This is a genomic window from Paenibacillus sp. DS2015 (genome assembly GCF_050433705.1).
GTDB lineage: Bacteria > Bacillota > Bacilli > Paenibacillales > Paenibacillaceae > Paenibacillus_AQ.
Window position 1 is genome coordinate 17721 of record NZ_JBNPWS010000030.1, and the last position, 20033, is coordinate 37753.

21 protein-coding genes are annotated in these 20033 nt (G+C 43.5%); all 21 read left to right on the plus strand.

All coding sequences use genetic code 11. The annotated features are described in order from the left end of the window. Positions 1 to 2: 2 nt before the first annotated feature. The 21 genes from rnmV (at position 3) to yabQ (ending at position 20026) form a co-directional block, all read left to right on the plus strand. Positions 3 to 545 carry a ribonuclease M5 gene (gene rnmV, locus J2T13_RS20555; protein WP_429374236.1) on the plus strand — a complete coding sequence of 181 codons (543 nt, stop codon included), beginning with the start codon at positions 3 to 5 and terminating at the stop codon, positions 543 to 545. A gap of 5 nt (positions 546 to 550) precedes the next feature. Then, complete coding sequence (gene rsmA, locus J2T13_RS20560) at positions 551 to 1435, plus strand: 16S rRNA (adenine(1518)-N(6)/adenine(1519)-N(6))-dimethyltransferase RsmA (protein WP_429374237.1); 885 nt, start codon at positions 551 to 553, stop codon at positions 1433 to 1435. Between the two features lie 67 nt (positions 1436 to 1502). After that, positions 1503 to 2396 carry a sporulation peptidase YabG gene (gene yabG, locus J2T13_RS20565; protein ID WP_429374238.1) on the plus strand — a complete coding sequence of 298 codons (894 nt, stop codon included), beginning with the start codon at positions 1503 to 1505 and terminating at the stop codon, positions 2394 to 2396. 254 nt (positions 2397 to 2650) lie between these two features. Then, on the plus strand, positions 2651 to 2926 hold the full coding sequence (gene veg / locus J2T13_RS20570) for a biofilm formation stimulator Veg (protein WP_429374239.1): 276 nt from the start codon (positions 2651 to 2653) through the stop codon (positions 2924 to 2926). Between the two features lie 152 nt (positions 2927 to 3078). After that, positions 3079 to 3261 (plus strand): small, acid-soluble spore protein, alpha/beta type, encoded by a 183-nt coding sequence (locus J2T13_RS20575; protein WP_429374240.1) that lies wholly within the window; start codon positions 3079 to 3081, stop codon positions 3259 to 3261. A 228-nt stretch (positions 3262 to 3489) separates the two neighbouring features. Beyond that, the gene (ispE, locus tag J2T13_RS20580; protein ID WP_429374241.1) at positions 3490 to 4344 is read left to right on the plus strand and encodes a 4-(cytidine 5'-diphospho)-2-C-methyl-D-erythritol kinase; all 855 of its coding nucleotides are present in this window, start codon (positions 3490 to 3492) and stop codon (positions 4342 to 4344) included. A gap of 78 nt (positions 4345 to 4422) precedes the next feature. Beyond that, positions 4423 to 5250, plus strand: coding sequence for a pur operon repressor (gene purR, locus J2T13_RS20585; RefSeq protein WP_429374242.1), 828 nt, complete (start codon positions 4423 to 4425; stop codon positions 5248 to 5250). 207 nt (positions 5251 to 5457) lie between these two features. Then, entirely contained in the window at positions 5458 to 5742 is a 285-nt protein-coding gene (spoVG, locus tag J2T13_RS20590; protein WP_068532683.1) for a septation regulator SpoVG, read from the plus strand. A gap of 120 nt (positions 5743 to 5862) precedes the next feature. Continuing rightward, positions 5863 to 7245: a bifunctional UDP-N-acetylglucosamine diphosphorylase/glucosamine-1-phosphate N-acetyltransferase GlmU gene (gene glmU, locus J2T13_RS20595; RefSeq protein ID WP_429374274.1), complete on the plus strand. Its 1383-nt coding sequence runs from the start codon at positions 5863 to 5865 to the stop codon at positions 7243 to 7245. A 97-nt stretch (positions 7246 to 7342) separates the two neighbouring features. Next, positions 7343 to 8296 (plus strand): ribose-phosphate diphosphokinase, encoded by a 954-nt coding sequence (locus J2T13_RS20600; RefSeq protein ID WP_429374243.1) that lies wholly within the window; start codon positions 7343 to 7345, stop codon positions 8294 to 8296. Between the two features lie 167 nt (positions 8297 to 8463). Then, complete coding sequence (gene pth, locus J2T13_RS20605; RefSeq protein ID WP_429374244.1) at positions 8464 to 9027, plus strand: aminoacyl-tRNA hydrolase; 564 nt, start codon at positions 8464 to 8466, stop codon at positions 9025 to 9027. Between the two features lie 77 nt (positions 9028 to 9104). Then, the gene (locus J2T13_RS20610) at positions 9105 to 9335 is read left to right on the plus strand and encodes an anti-sigma-F factor Fin (protein ID WP_429374245.1); all 231 of its coding nucleotides are present in this window, start codon (positions 9105 to 9107) and stop codon (positions 9333 to 9335) included. 180 nt (positions 9336 to 9515) lie between these two features. Continuing rightward, the gene (mfd, locus tag J2T13_RS20615; RefSeq protein ID WP_429374246.1) at positions 9516 to 13040 is read left to right on the plus strand and encodes a transcription-repair coupling factor; all 3525 of its coding nucleotides are present in this window, start codon (positions 9516 to 9518) and stop codon (positions 13038 to 13040) included. Next, positions 13027 to 14169 (plus strand): foldase protein PrsA, encoded by a 1143-nt coding sequence (locus J2T13_RS20620; RefSeq protein ID WP_429374247.1) that lies wholly within the window; start codon positions 13027 to 13029, stop codon positions 14167 to 14169. Before mfd ends, J2T13_RS20620 begins: the two co-directional genes overlap by 14 nt. Positions 14170 to 14385: 216 nt before the next feature. Beyond that, entirely contained in the window at positions 14386 to 14928 is a 543-nt protein-coding gene (gene spoVT, locus J2T13_RS20625) for a stage V sporulation protein T (RefSeq protein ID WP_429374275.1), read from the plus strand. Positions 14929 to 15086: 158 nt separating this feature from the next. Further along, entirely contained in the window at positions 15087 to 16730 is a 1644-nt protein-coding gene (locus J2T13_RS20630; RefSeq protein ID WP_429374248.1) for a putative polysaccharide biosynthesis protein, read from the plus strand. Positions 16731 to 16823: 93 nt separating this feature from the next. Further along, on the plus strand, positions 16824 to 18356 hold the full coding sequence (mazG, locus tag J2T13_RS20635) for a nucleoside triphosphate pyrophosphohydrolase (protein ID WP_429374249.1): 1533 nt from the start codon (positions 16824 to 16826) through the stop codon (positions 18354 to 18356). Positions 18357 to 18490: 134 nt separating this feature from the next. Then, entirely contained in the window at positions 18491 to 18763 is a 273-nt protein-coding gene (locus J2T13_RS20640; RefSeq protein WP_429374250.1) for an HU family DNA-binding protein, read from the plus strand. Position 18764: 1 nt separating this feature from the next. After that, positions 18765 to 19043, plus strand: coding sequence for an RNA-binding S4 domain-containing protein (locus tag J2T13_RS20645; protein ID WP_429374251.1), 279 nt, complete (start codon positions 18765 to 18767; stop codon positions 19041 to 19043). A gap of 135 nt (positions 19044 to 19178) precedes the next feature. Further along, positions 19179 to 19460, plus strand: a complete 282-nt coding sequence (yabP, locus tag J2T13_RS20650) for a sporulation protein YabP (protein WP_429374252.1) — start codon at positions 19179 to 19181, stop codon at positions 19458 to 19460. Between the two features lie 53 nt (positions 19461 to 19513). After that, positions 19514 to 20026 carry a spore cortex biosynthesis protein YabQ gene (gene yabQ / locus J2T13_RS20655; RefSeq protein WP_429374276.1) on the plus strand — a complete coding sequence of 171 codons (513 nt, stop codon included), beginning with the start codon at positions 19514 to 19516 and terminating at the stop codon, positions 20024 to 20026. The last annotated feature ends 7 nt before the right edge of the window (positions 20027 to 20033 follow it).

Consider the following 20033-nt stretch of genomic DNA (forward strand, 5'->3'; position numbering starts at 1 on the left):
GTATGATTAAAGAAATTATCGTTGTGGAAGGTCGCGATGATACCACAGCCATTAAAAGAGCGGTAGATGCAGATACTATTGAGACGGGTGGTTCAGCTATAAATGCCCGTATTCTACAACGGATTGCTCTAGCGCAAGAGCGTAGGGGTGTGATCGTGCTAACGGATCCTGATCACGCGGGGGAGCGTATTCGCAAAATTATTACGGCGAAGGTGCCTGGATGCAAACATGCATTCATCCCTGAAGCGGAGGCGACGCGAAAGGGCGATATTGGGGTTGAGAATGCTTCGCCTGCAGCTATTCAGCATGCATTAGCCCGAGTACATACCTCTTATGAGGGCGCAGAGAGCCTGATTGATATGGAAGATCTGGTACAAGCAGGTCTGCTTGTTCACCCGGAAGCAGCTGCACGTAGGATGGCTATGGGTAACATTCTTGGGATTGGGTATTGTAACGGCAAGCAATTTCTTAAGCGCTTAGCTATGTTTCAGATTACGCGCGATGAGTTTGTTCGCGCCCTCGCCCAAATAGAAGAGGGAGGCTAAATCATATGAATGAAATAGATGATATCGCTACACCAAGGCGAACGAAGGAGATCATTCGGCGCCATGGTTTTTCTTTTAAGAAAAGCTTGGGGCAGAATTTCCTAATTGATCAAAATATATTAACTAAAATTGTAAATGCGGCAGAATTGGATTCCACGAAAGGGGCGTTAGAGATTGGCCCTGGTATTGGAGCACTTACGGAGAAATTGGCACAGGTAGCTGGTGCCGTTACCGCAGTGGAAATCGATCGCCGTCTTATTCCCATATTGCAGGAAGTACTTGAACCCTATCCACATGTTCAGATTGAACATGCCGATGTGCTGGAAGTGGACTTACAGCAATTGTTTAAGGCTAATTTCAGTGAGGTGTCCAAGGTGAGCGTAGTTGCCAACTTACCTTATTATGTTACTACCCCGATTCTGATGAAGTTACTCGAGGAGAAGCTACCTCTAGAACATATCGTTGTCATGATCCAGAAGGAAGTAGCTGAGCGTATGGCTGCTTCTCCTGGGGGCAAGGAGTATGGAACTCTTAGCATTGCGGTTCAATATTACAGTGAGCCTGAGCTCGTCTGTATCGTTCCAAACACGGTGTTTATTCCTCAGCCTAATGTTGATTCAGCGGTTATTCGCCTTACAGTACGAGATCGACCTGCGGTTGATGTCAAGGATGAGAGACATTATTTCGATGTAGTGCACTCTTCCTTTGCACAGCGGCGCAAAACCATTTCTAATAACCTAAAGAGTCGTTTCGCGCCCGAAGGAGGACGTGAACGGATTGATGCTTTACTGGAGCAAGCTGGAATTACGCCATCCCGCCGTGGGGAGACGCTTAGTCTACAGGAGTTTGCTACACTCAGTAACACGTTACTTGAAGCGGGTATTCAATAGGCCACCGCAAACTTAGAAGAACCAATAAGGCCATTCGCCCATACCATGGGGTAGGGGTGATGTTCTGATGAATTTAGGTGACCTAGTCGTACGGCAATCGTATGGTGGAGATATTGCGTTCCGTATCGAAGATTTACGGCAGAACTTCGCTGTACTTAAGGGGACGGAATTTCGACTACTAGCGGATTCGCCTCTAGAGGATCTGGTGAGAGTTCCGTATCCACCCGCTAACGAGAAGACACAGAGGGCACAAGTGAAGGCTACAGAGTCATTGTCGCTTCTTCAGCTTGATCAGGAGAAGCAGACGGCACGTAACCAAGCTCAAATGATTGGAGAATGGGATAAATCCATAGAACCAACGTATTTTGAAGTTCCAGGTAAAGTCCTACATTTGGACGGTGATCCTAATTATCTCAAAAAAAGCCTGCATGTGTATGAACAACTTCGTGTCCCAGCAGAGGGCCACTATGTGAGGGAAGCGGGAATGGCTGAGGCTCTCTATAGGCTGTTACCTAAGGTGCAGCCTAACATTGTCGTTATTACTGGGCATGATGGTGTGTTGAGGCATCCGCAACCTAGAGACCTTTATAGCTTGAATAGCTACAAAAATTCCCAACATTTCGTAGCGGCCATTCAAGTTGCCCGTCAATATGAGCGACATTTAGATGCATTGACGATTGTTGCGGGAGCCTGCCAGTCTCATTTTGAAGCACTCCTGCAAGCAGGAGCTAATTTTGCAAGCTCACCTGGGCGAATCCTCATTCATGCGCTGGATCCGGTCTATGTGGCATCTAAGGCCTCTTTTACCTCCGTAAGGGAGACCATTAACATGAATGATATCCTCAACAATACAATTAGTGGCAGTCAAGGTGTGGGTGGTATTGAGTCCAGAGGATGTTATCGAATGGGTCAACCAGGCCTTCTTGATTTATCAACACTCAAGGTGATACCATCCATCTAGTTTGCTCTGGCTTCGTTAACATGAATTGTAATTCTTTAGGATATGATGTTTTATTGTCAGGAGTATGATAAAACCGTTAAATCAACCATGGATTTAACGGTTTTTTTGTTGGAATAGTCAGCATTTTCCTTATAAATTTAGGTCCCAAAAAAAATCGTTGACAACTTATTTTTACTGCTGATATAATTAATGTTTTATTTGACAACCTTTGAAAAGTTCGCTATAATGGACAAGGAAAGAGGTGGTCGTTAGAAATGGCTAATAATTCGCTGTTAGAAATTAAACACAGTCTAGATGCTCACGTAGGCCAGAAAATCATGCTACGTGCAAACGGCGGTCGAAGAAAGACTGTCGAGAGAACTGGTGTGTTGGAAGAAACGTACCCTTCTGTTTTTATTGTAAAGCTTGACCAGGAACAGCAGACTTTTAAACGAGTATCTTATAGTTATGCAGATATCCTTACCGCTTCGGTGGAAGTCACTATCTGTGGAAATAATTCTGAGATCGTTATTGAACATATCAAAGTATAATATAACTAAAATAAAGACAGAACGGTTCTCTCTATTGAGGGGGCTGTTTTTTTATTGCCTTAAATATGGTGAAAATAAGAAAGTATGAGATGCGGTGTAGGGCGTCATAATAAGAGGGATCATCCGTGCTATCATTCAGAGGAGGACTGCTTATGAGCCGCAAGAGACGTAGTGTTATGTCTGAGGAACTTAAGAATGAGCTTGCGAAGGACCTAGGATTCTACGATACTGTTCAGCAAGAGGGCTGGGGTGGGATTAGGGCTAAAGATGCAGGGAATATGGTGAAACGAGCCATTCAGCTTGCAGAGAAAGCGGCAGCACGCAATCCTGATTAAGTGAGATATTGATTCGGGGACCAGCCCAACAGGGTGGGTCTCCTTTTTTTTTTATTTCTCCAAGAATCGGGTATCATCCCTTTAAGGACGGCAATACCATTTATTCTTATATACAGATAAGAGCACTTTAGTCAGGTGAGGTGTTATATTCGGAATGACTTGACAGTGACAGTTTGGTATAATGTTTGAAGTTATCATGAGGGAAAAGTTGAGGGTGGGTGAAACGCCTTGAAGATTTATGAAAAAGCACCGGCCAAAATTAATTTAATGCTAGATGTTTTACATAAGCGTTCTGATGGTTATCACGAGGTAGAAATGGTGATGACGATGGTCGATTTGTCAGATCGGTTAGAGATGGTGGAATTGCCGAGAGACACCATTATTATATCGAGTCAGGCTGGATATATTCCGCTTGATGAGAAAAACTTGGCTTTTCAGGCAGCCAGACTTATTAAGGATCGCTATGATGTCAAAGATGGTGTACATATTCATCTCGACAAAAAGATACCTGTTGCGGCTGGTTTAGCCGGGGGGAGTAGCGATGCTGCTGCAACGCTAAGAGGTCTTAATCGACTCTGGGGCCTTGGGATACCGATGCATGAATTACAACTACTTGGTGCAGAGCTCGGCTCTGATGTGCCTTTCTGTGTCACTGGAGGGACTGCTCTAGCTACAGGCAGGGGGGAAAAGTTAACTCCAATACCTAATCCACCGCAGATGTGGGTGATTCTGGCCAAACCTCCTATCAATGTATCTACAGCAGAAGTATATACTCGGTTCAAGGCTAACCAGATAAAGAAACATCCGTCTGCTGCAGACATGATTACGGCTATTCAATCGGGAAGTTTCCAGGATGTATGCGCCCAGCTCGGCAATGTGCTAGAAGATGTTACGCTTAAGTTACATCCACAGGTGCAACAATTGAAAGAAGCTATGATGAATCTAGGGGCGGATGGCACGCTGATGTCTGGAAGTGGACCGACAGTATTCGGACTTGTCTCTAAGGAATCGAAGGTTCCTCGGATTTATAATGGCCTACGTGGTTTTTGCCGCGAGGTGTATGCGGTACGTTTATTGACTTAAAGGTTTCTGCTCTTGTATAAACACGTATAAAAATGATATATTTATTATATAACATTCGGATTTAGCGAGGGGTATTTCGTGAAAAAAATAAAGCGAAGCGCACGTTTGGTGGAAATGACCCAGTACTTGTTGTCTAGACCGCATACATTAATCCCGCTTACAACGTTTGCTGATCGCTATGGTGCAGCTAAATCTTCAATCAGTGAAGATCTTGCTATCATCAAAGAGGTATTCGAGGATGAAGGCATGGGCCAGCTTCAGACATTTGCTGGAGCGGTGGGTGGGGTAAGGTTTATTCCCCAAATTCCTAAAAAGCAGGCCCTAGCTTTTGCTATGGATTTGTGTAGTCAGTTAGAACAGAAGGATCGTATTTTACCCGGAGGATATTTATATATGTCCGATTTACTGGGTGAACCAGCACTTATGAATGAAGCTGGGAAAATTTTTGCAACGGCTTTTTCAGGGAAAGAGATTGACGTGGTGATGACGGTGGAAACTAAAGGGATTCCTTTGGCTTACGCTACAGGAGCACAGCTCAACCTGCCCGTTGTATTGGTACGTAGAGATCATCAGGTAACAGAAGGGTCTGCCGTAAGTATCAATTATGTCTCTGGTTCACACAAGAGCATTCATACCATGTCATTATCTCGCCGTGCTTTAAAGGAAAAATCCAAAGTATTAATTGTGGATGATTTCATGAAAGCGGGAGGTACCATTCAAGGCATGGTAGATCTGTTGGCGGAGTTTAATGCAGAAGTTGCAGGCGTAGGTGTATTAGTGGAATCAGGAGCTGTTGAAACTGAGGAACGTCTATTACATGATTATGTTTCCTTGGCTAAATTGACGGCAGTTGATTCTAAAAGTAAAGAAATATCCGTAAGCCCAGGGAATTATTTCGAAGATTAGCTCTCTCGCTAGAGAGCAATATTTGTCGATTAAATGGTATTTTATGGGCGGTTTACCTTGGAATAAACAAGAAGTCTGTCGAAACTTATTTTTCGAAAAAAAATTCCTGATTTTAGGATATTTTATTATTAGAAAAAAAAGGATTTTGGTTTGCTGTGTGGAATTATACACCAAGTCTCTGAATGGAAAAAGGTGGTGAACACACACATGCAAATTACGGATGTCAGACTCCGCCGCGTTAACTCTGAGGGGAGAATGAAAGCAATCGCATCCATTACCATTGATAACGAATTTGTTGTTCATGACATTCGGGTTATTGATGGAAACAACGGAATGTTTGTTGCAATGCCTAGTAAGCGTACTCCTGATGGAGAATTCCGCGACATCGCCCACCCAATCTCTTCTGGTACTCGGGAGAAGATTCAATCTGCTGTATTGGCAGAATACGAAAGTGCGGCTAATGAAGAAGAAGTCATCGAAGAAGGCGCTTAAGATGTACTATTGGGGTCCAAAGAAAGAGAGCCATAAACACGGGCTCTCTTTTCTTTTTTCGTAGAATAAGATATATTCAGTAGTGAGTTCTAGAGTGGGAGGTCAAGACCCTTGAAAAGAATGGCTATAGTTCTGGCCGCAGGTCAAGGCAAACGGATGAAATCCAAATTATATAAAGTACTTCATCCCGTCTGTGGGAAACCTATGGTGGGACATGTGCTTAACACTGTCAAACAAGTCAACAGCGAGCGAGTCGTCGTGGTCGTTGGACACGGGGCAGAAGCTGTACAATCTTATCTAGGAAGTTCCGCAGAATACGTGTTACAAGAACAGCAACTGGGAACAGGACATGCCGTTAAAGAGGTTAAATCTTTATTAGGTAATGAGACTGGATCGACCATTGTGATCTGTGGAGATACACCGCTAGTTACGCCAGAGACGCTTGAAGAGCTCGTGCAGCTGCATGAGAGTCATAAGGCGGCAGCAACGATACTAGTGGCCCAAATGGATAATCCTAAGGGCTATGGACGTGTTATTCGCGGTGAAGAGGGTAGAGTTCTTCGGATTGTCGAACAGAAAGACTGCTCGCCTGAAGAAGATGCTGTTCAAGAGATCAATACAGGCACTTATTGTTTTGATAATGCTAAATTGTTCGCGGCGCTAGAGAAAGTGGATAACAATAATGTTCAGCAAGAATACTATTTGACTGATGTTATTGGTATTTTGGTGCAACAATTAGAAACAGTTCTTGGTTATAATACGGATGATTTGGCTGAATCCATCGGTGTTAATGATCGTTTGGCGCTATCAGAGGCAGAACGATTTATGCGCGAACGAATCGCCAAAAGACATTTGTTAAATGGCGTAACACTTATTGATCCAGCATCTACTGTCATCGGCGCTGATGTTATCATTGGTTCAGATACCATCATTTACCCAGGAACAATACTTAAAGGAAATACCGTCATTGGTGAGGATTGTATCATAGGTCCTAATAGTGACATTGATTCTTCTACCCTTGCTAACGGTGTAACCGTTAAGCATTCTGTACTGGATCATGCTGAAGTAGGTTCAGGCACATCGGTGGGACCCTTTGCATATCTACGTCCGAAGACAAAGCTTGGAGATCACGTTAAGATCGGAGATTTCGTAGAAATTAAGAATGCTACGATTGATAATGGATCTAAGGTGTCTCATTTAAGTTATATCGGAGATGCTTTCGTAGGGAAAAATGTAAATGTTGGCTGTGGAGCGATAACGGTTAACTACGATGGGTATAATAAATTTGTCACTAAGATTGAAGACGATGCGTTCATCGGTAGTAATGTAAATCTTGTCGCTCCAGTGACCATTGGTAAAGGTGCTTTTATCGTAGCTGGTTCTACGATTACACAATCTGTTGCTGAGAATGATATGGCTATTGCCAGACAACGACAAGAGAACAAGCCGGGTTATGCGGACAAGTTCCGTGCTCAGGCGCGTGCTAAGAAGAACAAAGGCTAGTGTGCTCGCAGGTTATCAAAAATTAGTTTAATTCATAGATCAGGTGGTAATAAGTAGGTATGAATTCCAATGAATCGGCACGGAGGGTTCTTATTTTATGACTTATTGTGATTCCAAACTCAAGATATTTACATGTAACTCTAATCCGAAGCTGGCTAATCAAATAGCAGATTATATCGGTATCCCAATGGGTGATTCCCATACGACAAGCTTTAGTGATGGTGAAATTCAGGTTAAGTTGAACGAGAGTGTAAGAGGTTGTCACGTGTATATTGTGCAATCTACTTGTGGCCCCGTGAATGACAACTTGATGGAACTACTCGTTATGGTTGATGCATTGAAGCGCGCTTCAGCGAAGAGCATTAACGTTGTAATTCCATATTACGGGTATGCACGTCAAGACCGTAAAGCTCGTTCACGTGATCCTATTACCGCTAAGTTGGTAGCCAATCTAATTGAGAAGGCTGGAGCACATCGTGTTATTACGATGGACTTACATGCGATGCAGATTCAAGGGTTTTTTGATATTCCAGTGGATCATATGTTGGGCGTTCCCATTATTGCTCAATATTTTCGCTCGATGCAGATCGAGAATCCAGTTGTGGTCTCTCCAGACCATGGCGGTGTAGTTCGTGCAAGAAAATTGGCTGATTTCCTGAATGCTCCGCTTGCAATTATTGATAAGCGTCGTCCAGAGCCAAATGTGAGTGAAGTCATGAATATTATCGGTCATATCGAAGGGAAAACTGCGATTCTAATCGATGATATTATTGACACAGCCGGAACTATCGTTCTGGGTGCCAATGCGCTGATGGAAGGTGGAGCCAAGGAAGTCTTCGCTTGCTGTACACATGCAGTGTTATCCGGTCCAGCAATGGAGCGACTTGAAAACTCACCACTTAAAGAAGTCATCGTGACAGATACCATACCGATTTCGCATCCAAATCTAAGCAGTAAGATTAAAGTGTTATCGGTTGCTCCACTTATGGGCGAAGCAATTATTCGTGTCCATGAAGAGCTGTCTATTAGTAAACTATTCGAGATCGAGTAGGGTTATGAATAATACACAAGGGTTATGTTTCCTCAAGCGTTTGAGGAAATATAACCCTTAAAGTGCATTCTGTAAGCATCCTGCTCTTAGAATTAAGAATGCAAACACGAACAATATAAGCTTAATGTCATTGTTCAAATATAGTTCGATGGAGGATATATATACCCATGAAATGGATTGTAGGACTGGGGAACCCAGGTTCTTCTTATGACAAAACGCGCCATAACATAGGTTTTATGGCACTTGACACTTTAGCAGCACGACACAATATTTCATTTGGACCTAGTAAATGTAAGGCATTGATAGGTGAAGGCAATATAGGTGGGACGAAGGTGGTATTAATTAAGCCGATGACCTATATGAATTTATCAGGTGAATCGGTTCGCGCCTACATGGATTACTATAAAGCTCCGCTGGAAGATCTAGTTGTTGTATATGATGATCTAGATACACTTGTGGGTAAGATTCGTTTGCGTTATCAGGGTAGTGCTGGCGGACATAACGGGATTAAGTCCATTATTCAGCACACAGGCACACAAACATTTAACAGAATTCGGATGGGGATCTCTAGACCTGAGCCAGGATTTGCTATCGTCGATTATGTGCTTTCTTCTTTTGCGAAGAAAGAGAAGGCGTATGTGCAAGAAATGATAGATCAGAGTTGTAATGCGGTAGAGTTTAGTTTGGATCATAACTTTGAACAGACGATGGCGAAATTCAACGGATTGTAGTTATGGTATGGCAAAAAGGGCTGAAATAGGTCAACTTGGGCATACTGAGGGTATAAATCACTTTCAGGAGGCATAAGATGGCTATAAATTACATTTGTCGGCATTGTCATACCGTATTAGGAACAATTGAATCTGCTTCTGTTACTGAGATGCAGCTTGGTTTCCATTCCTTGACCCCCGCAGAACGTAGAGATATAATAGCGTATGATTTAAGCGGAGAAGTGACGGTTAGAGTGACTTGCGATTACTGTAATGAAGCATTAGAGAGTAATCCTGAGCTTAGCCTATTATCTAGCCCACTTCAATAAATTGAAGCGAAGCTGAAGACAAGGGTCTTCTGGGTAGATATCGTCATTCTAGAGTCTTGGCAGTTTGCTGAGGCTTCTTTTGAATTATAAAGGGCTAAGATATGTAAGTTAGTTGGGTATAATTCATAGTGATATTGTTCTTCTAAAATTTTACAAGTAAGTATAAGAGAGGTGCCACTTTTGCTACAAGCACTTATAGAAGCTTTTTCGAAGGATCCAGATTTGAAATCGATTGCGTCGGGAATTTCGGTTGGTATGAAGGAACAGCTTATCTCAGGACTGTCTGGTTCGGCTAGGCAGATCATGATGGCTGCTCTGTATGAAGAGGTTAAACGTCCGATGTTGATCGTGACACATAATATGTTCTCTGCACAGAAAATGGCGGAAGATTTACAGGAAGCGCTATCACCTGAGCAAGTGCTACTCTATTCTGCAAACGAGTTAGTAGCTGCTGAATCAGCGATATCAAGTCCTGAGACACTTGCACAGCGTATTGACGTGCTAACGAAATGTGCACAAGGATTTAGAGGTATTGTTGTGGCTCCTTTCTCGGGGGTGCGCAGATTACTACCTGCTCCTGAAGTAATGGCGAATGCACAAATTATTATCCAGTATGGTGGTACGTTACAGCTGGATTCTTTTCTCATGCGTATGGTCGAGATGGGATATGAACGTGTGGAACGGGTGGAAGGCAAGGGAGAGATGAGTATCCGTGGTGGAATTATTGATTTCTATCCTATGACCTCACTTCTTGCTTATCGTGTGGAATTGTTCGATGAAGAGGTTGATTCGATTCGTACATTCGACCCTATAGACCAACGTTCGATTGATAAAGTAAATAAAGTAGTCATTACACCTTGCAAGGAGGTTATTGCTGACCATCGTCGTCTGGAGCATGCTGCAGATGCGGTGGGAGTACTTCTTGAACAACAACTGGATAAAATGACAGATCGTCAGGCTAAGTTACGACTGAAGGAAGAAATGCAACGAGAAGTAGAATTGTTACGAGAACATGTATACTTCCCGGAGATTTACAAATACATTTCTTTACTTTATCCAGAACAGTGCCATTTGTTCGACTACCTTCCGGATGATACCATCCTAATTCTCGATGAACCTACTAGGTTGCTTGAAACAGGAAAACAGTTAGAACGAGATGAATCTGAGTGGAATATGCATCTGCTTCAGAATGGTAATATGCTTCCGCAAATGCCATTATCCGTTGATAACGATGACATTATGTATGAACGACGTTTTCAGACACTGCTTATTTCGATTTTTTTGCGTCAGGTTCCACACACTCAGCCTCAAAACATATTAAATATTGTAAGCAGGGGAATGCAAGATTTCCATGGTCAAATGAATGTGCTCAAATCCGAGATGGATCGTTGGCATAAATCAGGTACACGGGTGATCATGTTAGCCAGTGGCGAAGATCGCTTGGAGCGAATGCGTCGTGTTCTTCAAGATTATAGTATTGATGAGCCCATCATGTTACAGGGAAATTTGCAGACTGGATTTGAGTTGCCTTCTATCCAACTAGCTGTCATTACAGAGGGCGAGATGTTCTCTCAGAAACAGCGTAAAGTTCGTAAACTAAGCAAAAATATTGATAATGCCGAGCGTATCAAAAGCTATACAGAGCTTAAAGTTGGCGATTATGTCGTTCATCAGAATCACGGGATCGGAAAGTATATAGGTATCGGGACGTTGGACATCAACGGTATTCATAAAGATTATTTACATATTCTTTATGCCGGAGGAGACAAACTGTCTGTTCCTATTGAGCAGATAGATCTGATTCAGAAATATGTTGGTTCAGAAGACAAAGAGCCCAAAATTTATAAGCTGGGCGGAAATGACTGGATACGTGTTAAGAATAAAGTCCGTTCAACGGTACAAGACATTGCCGATGACCTTATTAAGTTATATGCCGAACGTCAATCGACGACAGGTTATGGATTTGAGAAGGATACTCCTGAACAGCAAGAATTCGAAGAGATGTTCCCTTATGACGAGACTCGCGATCAACTGAGAGCGATCGAAGAGATCAAGAAGGATATGGAACAGAATCGTCCGATGGATCGTTTATTATGTGGAGATGTGGGCTACGGTAAAACGGAAGTTGCCATTCGTGCAGCATTTAAGTCGGCTATGGAGGGGAAACAGGTAGCGGTCTTAGTTCCTACGACGATTTTGGCTCAGCAGCATTATGAGACATTCCGAGAACGCTTTTCTGGATACCCAATCAACATTCAGGTATTAAGTCGGTTTCGCTCCCGCAAGGAGCAGAATGAGTCGATCAAGGGCATCAAACAGGGGACTGTAGATGTCATTATCGGAACCCACCGTTTGTTATCTCAGGATCTAATCTTTAAAGACCTTGGATTACTAATTGTGGATGAGGAACAACGCTTCGGGGTTACTCACAAGGAGAAGCTGAAGAAGTTGAAGACCAATGTTGACGTACTCACACTAACGGCAACACCGATTCCGCGTACATTGCATATGTCGATGCTGGGTGTTCGTGATTTATCCGTCATTGAGACCCCACCCGAGAATCGTTTTCCTGTGCAGACTTATGTGGTAGAGCATAATTATAATCTTGTGCGTGAAGCTGTGGAGCGAGAGCTTGCACGAGGCGGGCAAGTGTATTATCTATACAATCGGGTTCAAGGAATTCAAGAGATGGCGAGTCAAATTTCTGAACTAGTCCCCAATGCCAGAGTGGGTGTAGGGCATGGACAAATGAATGAGTCTGAGCTAGAGAAGACTATTCTGGACTTCTTAGATGGTGAATATGACGTACTAGTGAGTACGAGTATAATCGAGACGGGTGTAGATATTCCCAACGTCAATACACTAATCGTGCATGACGCCGATAAGATGGGGCTTTCCCAGCTTTATCAGTTGCGTGGACGCGTGGGTCGTTCCAATCGGATTGCGTATGCCTATTTCACATATCAACGGGATAAGGTACTGACTGAAGTGGCTGAGAAACGTCTGCAGTCTATCAAAGAATTTACAGAGCTTGGTTCAGGTTTCAAAATAGCTATGCGCGACCTATCCATTCGGGGTGCTGGTAATTTGCTAGGAGCGGAGCAACATGGATTTATTGCATCTGTAGGGTTCGATCTGTATTCACAGATGCTAGCTGAAGAAATTCAAAAACGTAAAGTGACGGTGTTAGGTGAGGCAGAGAAGCCACAGACGGTATGGAATACGTTGATTGATACAGGCATTGATGCTTATTTACCTGCTGACTATATTTATGACAGTATTCAGAAAATTGAAATTTATAAAAAGGTAGCTGCGACTTCTTCTTTTGAAGATATTTCAGAGTTAGAGGATGAACTGATGGACCGCTTCGGAGAGCTTCCAGAAGCTGTCTTGAATTTACTCGCTGTTGCTAGGCAAAAAGTATACGGTAAAATGTATGGCATTGAATCCATTGTTAAGCGTGGAGATGACATTATATTGAAGTTCCACGAAGGACAGGAAAAGGTTGTCGACAACGCTAAACTTGCCCAGATTGGAAATTCGTTTGAAAGACGTGTACAATTTGAACAAGAAGCAACAATGACCATTCGTATCAAAGGTAAGGGACTTGTTGAAAAGCAGCTGCTCGATCTTCTGGAACAATTTCTTGAAGCCATCCGAGAGCCGTTCAAACCGAAGGGAGAACTTCAAGATGTTAGCAAATAAGAAATCATGGAAAGTAATGATCATCACACTAGTAGCAGTATTGACGATATCCGTTCTATCTGCGTGTGGTGACAAGAAAGACGTTGTGGCGACTTACAAAGGAGGAGAGATTACTCTAGAGCAATATAATTTAGAGAAAAGTATTCTCACATTCTTATCACCTCAAATGGCACAACTCACTGAAATGGATGAATTCAAAACATATCTTTTGAATCAACAAGTGGCTTTTGGATATTTGAGTGACAACGCAACTGCAGAATCCAAAACAACGGGTAAGAAACTTGCTGAGGAGCAGTTGGCAGGGATGAAGGCGCAAGTTGGTGATGATAAGTTCAAATTATTGATTGAAGAGAGTAAATTAACTGAGGCAGATATCGCTGGATATTTGGAGAAAGTCATGATTTCAATGGAAGATATGAACCGTAAGGTGACGGATGCAGATATTAAAGCAGATTACGATGCTAATAAGCAAGACTACACATTAGTTTCACTTCGTCATATCTTAATCTCTTTGGAGGATGCTGATGGCAAAGCGATACGGACAGCAGAAGAGGCACTAAAGGTTGCCAAGGATGTTAAATCGCAGTTGGATAAAGGTGGGGATTTCGCCACCCTTGCGAAGAAATATTCCGAAGATCCGGGTTCTAAGGAAGAGGGCGGGTTGTATAAGGATACACCTGCAGGTACGTGGGTTGACGCTTTCAAAGAGAGTTCATTAACCTTACCACTGAACCAAATCAGTGATCCCATTGAGACGGAATATGGATATCACGTTATGACAGTGGAATCTCGTACTGAGACAGCCTTCGATAAGATTACACAAGAGCAAAAAGACGCGATTAAGAACAAACTGGGTTCAGTAAAAATTGATGAGTTTATGTCTAACGATTTACCGGGGATCATCAAGAAGGTAAACCTCCCTGAAAGTCCTGCTGCGACAACAGAGGAACCAACCACTACGCCAGAAAGTGGACAAGACCCTACAGGAACAAACGGAACCACAACCGAAGGTACGGATGCTCCAAAAACTGACGGTACGAAAACCGAAGATACGGATGCTCCAAAAACTGACGATACAACAACTGACGGAGCAACGACAGACGCTCCTACAGATACTACAGGAAAGTAAGATAAAGTCATAAAAGTAGCGCGAAATGGCGCTATTTTTATTTATTTGAGAACAATCAGGGGCTTAACCGCAACTTATATATAAATAACCATGTATAAGGAATTGGTAATGGTCAAATACTAGGGTCAGATATAACACTTATATTCTATGGGAAACTTATCCCCCTTTGGAACAGTAGTTGAAAAATCTTCTTATGAAAGCGGGGCAACATGTGAAATGAAAGCTACTGGAATTGTTCGACGTATAGATGACTTGGGTAGAGTGGTCATTCCTAAAGAAATTAGACGTACTTTGCGAATTCGTGAAGGGGATCCACTTGAAATTTTTGTTGACCGTGATGGTGAAGTCATATTAAAGAAATACTCACCCATCGGAGAACTTGGGGATTTTGCTAAAGAGTATGCGGAATCATTATACGAGGGGACTGGACATATCACCATTATTTCTGATCGTGACACGTTCATTACTGTCGCAGGAGGTTCTAAGAAAGAATATTTAGAGAAACAAGTTGGATTGATTGTTGAGAATTGTATGGACAACCGTAAAACCCTGCAAGAGACGAATAGCGGAAGCTATGAGATCAGCAAGGACCATGGGGAGACCCTTTCATCTTTCATTATAGCTCCAATCATTTCAGGTGGAGATCCTATAGGATCTGTCATTCTGATGAATAAGGATGAATCTGTGAAGATGGGAATTATGGAAATTAAAATGGCTGAGACAGCCGCATCTTTTCTAGGCAAGCAAATGGAGCAGTAATAGATAATCACAACCGACTCCCATTGTTCTTATGTTCCTTCACTTGGAACCTGAGCAGCGGGAGTTTTTTTATACTTATATTCATGGTTATAATAGAGGTTGTTCACGTACTTATTCATCTCATTCGAATATCGAAGGTAAAGTGGGGAAGCTAGATCATGAAGGAAACAAATGCAGCCAACAAAATTATGCATGGGGCGTTTATTCTTAGCATGGCCGCCATCCTTTCAAAGCTCATTGGAACACTACAGAAAATCCCCTTACAAAACATGGGTGGAGATGCGGCATTTGGTATCTATAACACGGTATATCCTTTCTATTCACTGATTATTACTCTTGCTATTGCTGGATTTCCATTAGCTATCTCTAAGTTCGTAGCAGAGGATGTAGCTAAAGGAAATGAAGACGGGGGTAGGCGTATTATTTCGTTATCCTCATTTGTGCTCGGTATATTGGGGATTGTTCTTGGTATTAGTACGTATGTGGGGGCACCCTTAATCGGGCAGTGGATTGATAATTCCCAGGTGGTTCCTGCCGTTAGATATGTTTCCTGGGCTCTTTTATTCGTGCCGATTATGTCTGCATTGAGAGGTTATTTCCAAGGGCTTCAGAACATGTTGCCCACGGCTGTGTCGCAAATTGTGGAGCAGAGTGTTCGAGTAGCTGTCATGATTCTGTTCCTGTTCTATTTAATTTCCAGAGATGCTAGTTCAGAGCAGATCGCAGCGGGAGCCCTGTTCGGCTCTGTTGCCGGAGGAGCGGCGGGGCTGTTAGTGATGTTGCTGTACTGGCAACGCCATAGTAAAGCTATGTCCGCTAGCAATATATCGAGAAAGAGTAGCTCCTCCGTAAGCTTAGAAAGCACGTGGAGCCTACTGAAGCGACTATTAATGTATGCCATTCCCGTTTGTTTAGGGTCGCTAGCTGTTCCGCTGATTAGCCTAGTAGATACCTTTACGGTTCCGCGATTGCTTAAAGCAAGTGGAGCCGGAGAAGCGGGGGCAATGATTCAGTTTGGGATTTATAATCGGGGTATACCGCTGGTTCAGCTTGCATCCATGATGGCAACCTCACTGACGGTCTTATTCATTCCTGCTCTCGCTGAGGCTCGTGTTCGAGGTGACCAGAGCTTGGTGCAGAGTCAATGCCGCTTGTCTTTGCGTTGGTTCTGGATGCTCGGTCTAGCAGCATCGGTGGGCCTTGCGGTATTGGCTGAGCCCATTAATATAATGTTGTATCAAGATGCTGCGGGTACAGACACAATGCGCTTCATTGCCTTTACCGCGGCGGGGAGCACGGTGAGCTTGATCTCTGCTGCGCTGCTGCAAGGCATAGGCAGCGTTAAGGCACCAGCGATGCACCTCCTTGCAGCGGCAGTAGCGAAGCTGCTGCTTAACCTGCTGCTGGTGCCGCGCTTTGGCATTACGGGCGCCGCGATTGCTGGCGTCGCTGCGCACTTCCTGGCTGCAGCGCTGAATGTAGCGCTGCTTGCTCGCAGTACCGGCTTGCGCCCTAGCGCCGGTACCACCGTGCTGAAGCCGGCAGTGATCATCGCCGGCTTGGCACTGGCCGCAGGCAGCGCCCAGTGGGCCACAGGAGCCGCGCTTCAGGCGCTGGGGCTCCTTCAGGGTGCGCGGCTGGCTGCCGCGGTAGGTAGCCTTTCCGGCGTAGCGGCAGGGGCGGCTGTGTTTCTCATCTTGGCTGTACTCACCAAGCTTCTTAGTGAACAGGAGCTACGGATGATTCCTAAGATGGGTAACTTGTTGGCCAATCTACTCAAGAAATGCCGTGTGCTGCACTAATAGACGAATAGAAGACTAACCATTGTCCGTGTTATAGTATATTTAAGATTTGAATTGCACTTTAGAGGCAGATAAAGAGCGGAGGAACAACGTATGAGCTCAGCAATAATAGTCGTTGGACTGGGATCAGGAAATCCTGACAGACTGACAGTAGGCATAGTTAGAACGTTACAGCAAGCATCCAAGGTATTCGTAAGAACGAAGGAACATCCCGTGATGTCTGTGCTTGAAGAATGGGACTTAGCGTATGAGTCTTTTGACTCTATATATGAATCACACGATTCTTTCCCGGAAGTATACGATACGATAGCCAGTACCCTTGTAGAACAGGCAAGCGAGGGGGAGAGTCACTCCAACATTGTGTATGCTGTTCCAGGCCATCCTATGGTGGCTGAATCTACGGTACAACTTTTAAGAGAGCGTTGTCCGAAGGAAGGTATTACTTTACACGTCATGGGCGGGGAAAGTTTTCTTGATGAGGCATTCACGCGACTCGGTTTTGATCCCATTGAGGGATTTCAGTTACTGGACGCTGCAGGCCTCAGCAGTGCGTTGGTACAGCCACAGTTGCATACGGTTATTGGACAAGTATATGACGTATTCACGGCTTCTGATGTGAAGCTTTGCCTTATGGAGCTATATCCCGATGATTATCCCATCATTGTAGGTCATGCGCTGGGGGTAGAGGGCTTAGAATCTATTCTGCGTGTCCCATTGTATGAAATAGATCGTGTGGAGGGTTATGGTAATCTGTCACTTATCTATGTGCCACGAAGCGACGAGGATCATCTACGTCAGCGTACATTTGCTCGTCTGCATGAAATTGTTAATATCCTTCGTAGCCCAGGTGGATGTCCTTGGGATCGTGAGCAGACTCATGACTCACTGCGCAAAAATCTGATCGAAGAGACCTATGAAGTGTTAGAAACGATCGATGAGGATGATCCAGAGCATATGCAAGAAGAGTTAGGCGACTTGCTATTACAGGTCATGCTCCATGCTCAGATTGAGGAAGAGACCGGAACATTTAATGTGATGGATGTGATCCAAGGACTGAATGATAAATTAATTTTTCGCCATCCTCATGTATTTGGAGAGCATACAGCGAAGGACTCTGAGGCCGCATTACAGCATTGGGAGCAGATGAAAGCCGAAGAGAAACGGATGAAGGGAATAGATGATACGAAGCTTGTATCTGCATTAGATGGTATTCCCCGTGATTTACCTGCTCTGATGAAAGCTTATAAGATCCAGAAGAAAGCCGCAAAGGTAGGATTTGACTGGGAGAATATCCAAGGCGTCTTTGACAAGATTGAGGAGGAACTGGCTGAGTTACGCGAAGCGGTTGAGCAGGAACATGATCCAGCGGACCAGATCCTTGAGCTAGGTGATTTATTGTTTGCAGTATCGAATGCGGCTCGGTTTATCGGTACAGATCCAGAAGAAGCTCTGTCGAAGACCAACCGTAAATTTGTGACGCGCTTTCACTTTATTGAAGAAGAATTACGGAAGCAGGGGCGGACAGTATTAGACAGCAATGTAGAGGAAATGGAGCAGATATGGCAGCTCTCCAAAATAAAATCTGTCGAAAAATCGCATAATTTAAATGATTATTTAAAAAAATGATGAGTAATGCAGGAATTTGGAGATTGATCCAGAATATCCTTTAGATGCAATAAACGATATGGAGTTGTCTTAAGAAGATAAGTTCTATACCGTATTTTTTCTACTTTTCTGTAAATATAGGAGGAAAATAATTTATGAACAAGACAGACTTAGTCAACAATATTTCTAGTAAAAGCGGGTTGACCAAAAAAGATGTTGAGTCCGTATTAAACGGTTTTCTTGGAGAAATTACGGATGCATTAGTAGCTGGCGATAAAGTGCAATTGATCGGTTTCGGTACCTTCGAGACTCGTAAACGTGCGGCACGTGCAGGTCGCAATCCACAAACAGGAAACACCATTGAGATTCCTGAATCTACTGTGCCAGCGTTTAAGGCGGGCAACAAGCTTAAAGAAGCCGTAAAATAACATGCGTATTGATAAATTTCTTAAAGTATCAAGATTAATTAAGCGGCGTACAGTGGCTAAGGATATTTCAGATCAAGGTCGTGTCCTGATCAATGGTCGGGAGTCGAAGCCTAGTAGCGCGGTTAAAGTGGGCGATGAAATAACTGTCCAGTTTGGCCAGAAGCTAGTGACGGTTCGTGTAGAACGTCTTGCTGAGAGCACACGCAAAGAAGAGGCTACAAGCCTTTATAGCTTAGTTAAAGAAGAACCCATTGTGAGGGAAACCGGTCTTGACTGGTAATCATATGGTTCACGAAGAGGCAGTTCTGAAGTCTATGTAGACTTCGGGCTGTCTTTTTTTTATGTACAGGTTCTGTTAAAGTTCTAAACCTCGCCGGGACTCCATAAGCTATTGGTAGAAGGAGGGGTACATGCTATGATCGAGCAAGGAAAAAGCAAGGTGCATGATCTTCATATGCAGAACCGTAGACAACTTCATATGACTGGAGTCCAGAATGTTGAGAGTTTCGACAGTGAGGAGTTTCTACTGCAGACAGAGCTAGGCCATCTAACGATTAAAGGTCAGAATTTACATATTAACAATCTCAGTTTAGAGGAAGGCGTTCTGTCTATAGATGGACTGGTTCACTCCCTCGTGTATTTAGATCCCGGAGCACATGGTAAGAATAAGGGAAGGTTCGGCAAGCTATTTAAATGAATCCCTATGTACAGTGGATAACGCTGTTCTGGATGTTATTCTCGGGGGCAACAATGGGACTAGCCTATGATAGCTACCGGGTGCTGTCAGGGCAGCTCCATTTTCCCAAATGGTCGCTTCATATCATAGATTTTCTGTATTGGTGTGGGGCCTCGATATTTGTTTTTAGAATGCTCTATATTAGTAATCAGGGTCAACTGCGTTTCTATGCATTTGTGGGATTATTTCTAGGTGTATGGTTATATTTTTTAATCTTAAGTGTTACAACTCAGCGTTTTGTGGTAATGTTAATAAAGATCGTACAATATGTGTTATATTTGCTGAAGCGTCTTTTTATGATTTTTATATGGATACCGCTCAGAACGATGTATCGTATACTTATCTGGATACTGAGTGCAACAGGAACATTGTTGATGTTTATTGTGCACATAATACTACGTTGTTTGTTACCTTTCTGGAGGTTATCGAAGTGGATGGTTAGTCCGTTAACTTCAAGGTTTAAGATCCCTTCATGGTTACAGAAACTAGTGAACTCGTGTATTGAATTATGGAAACGCCGGTTTTAAGGAGGCT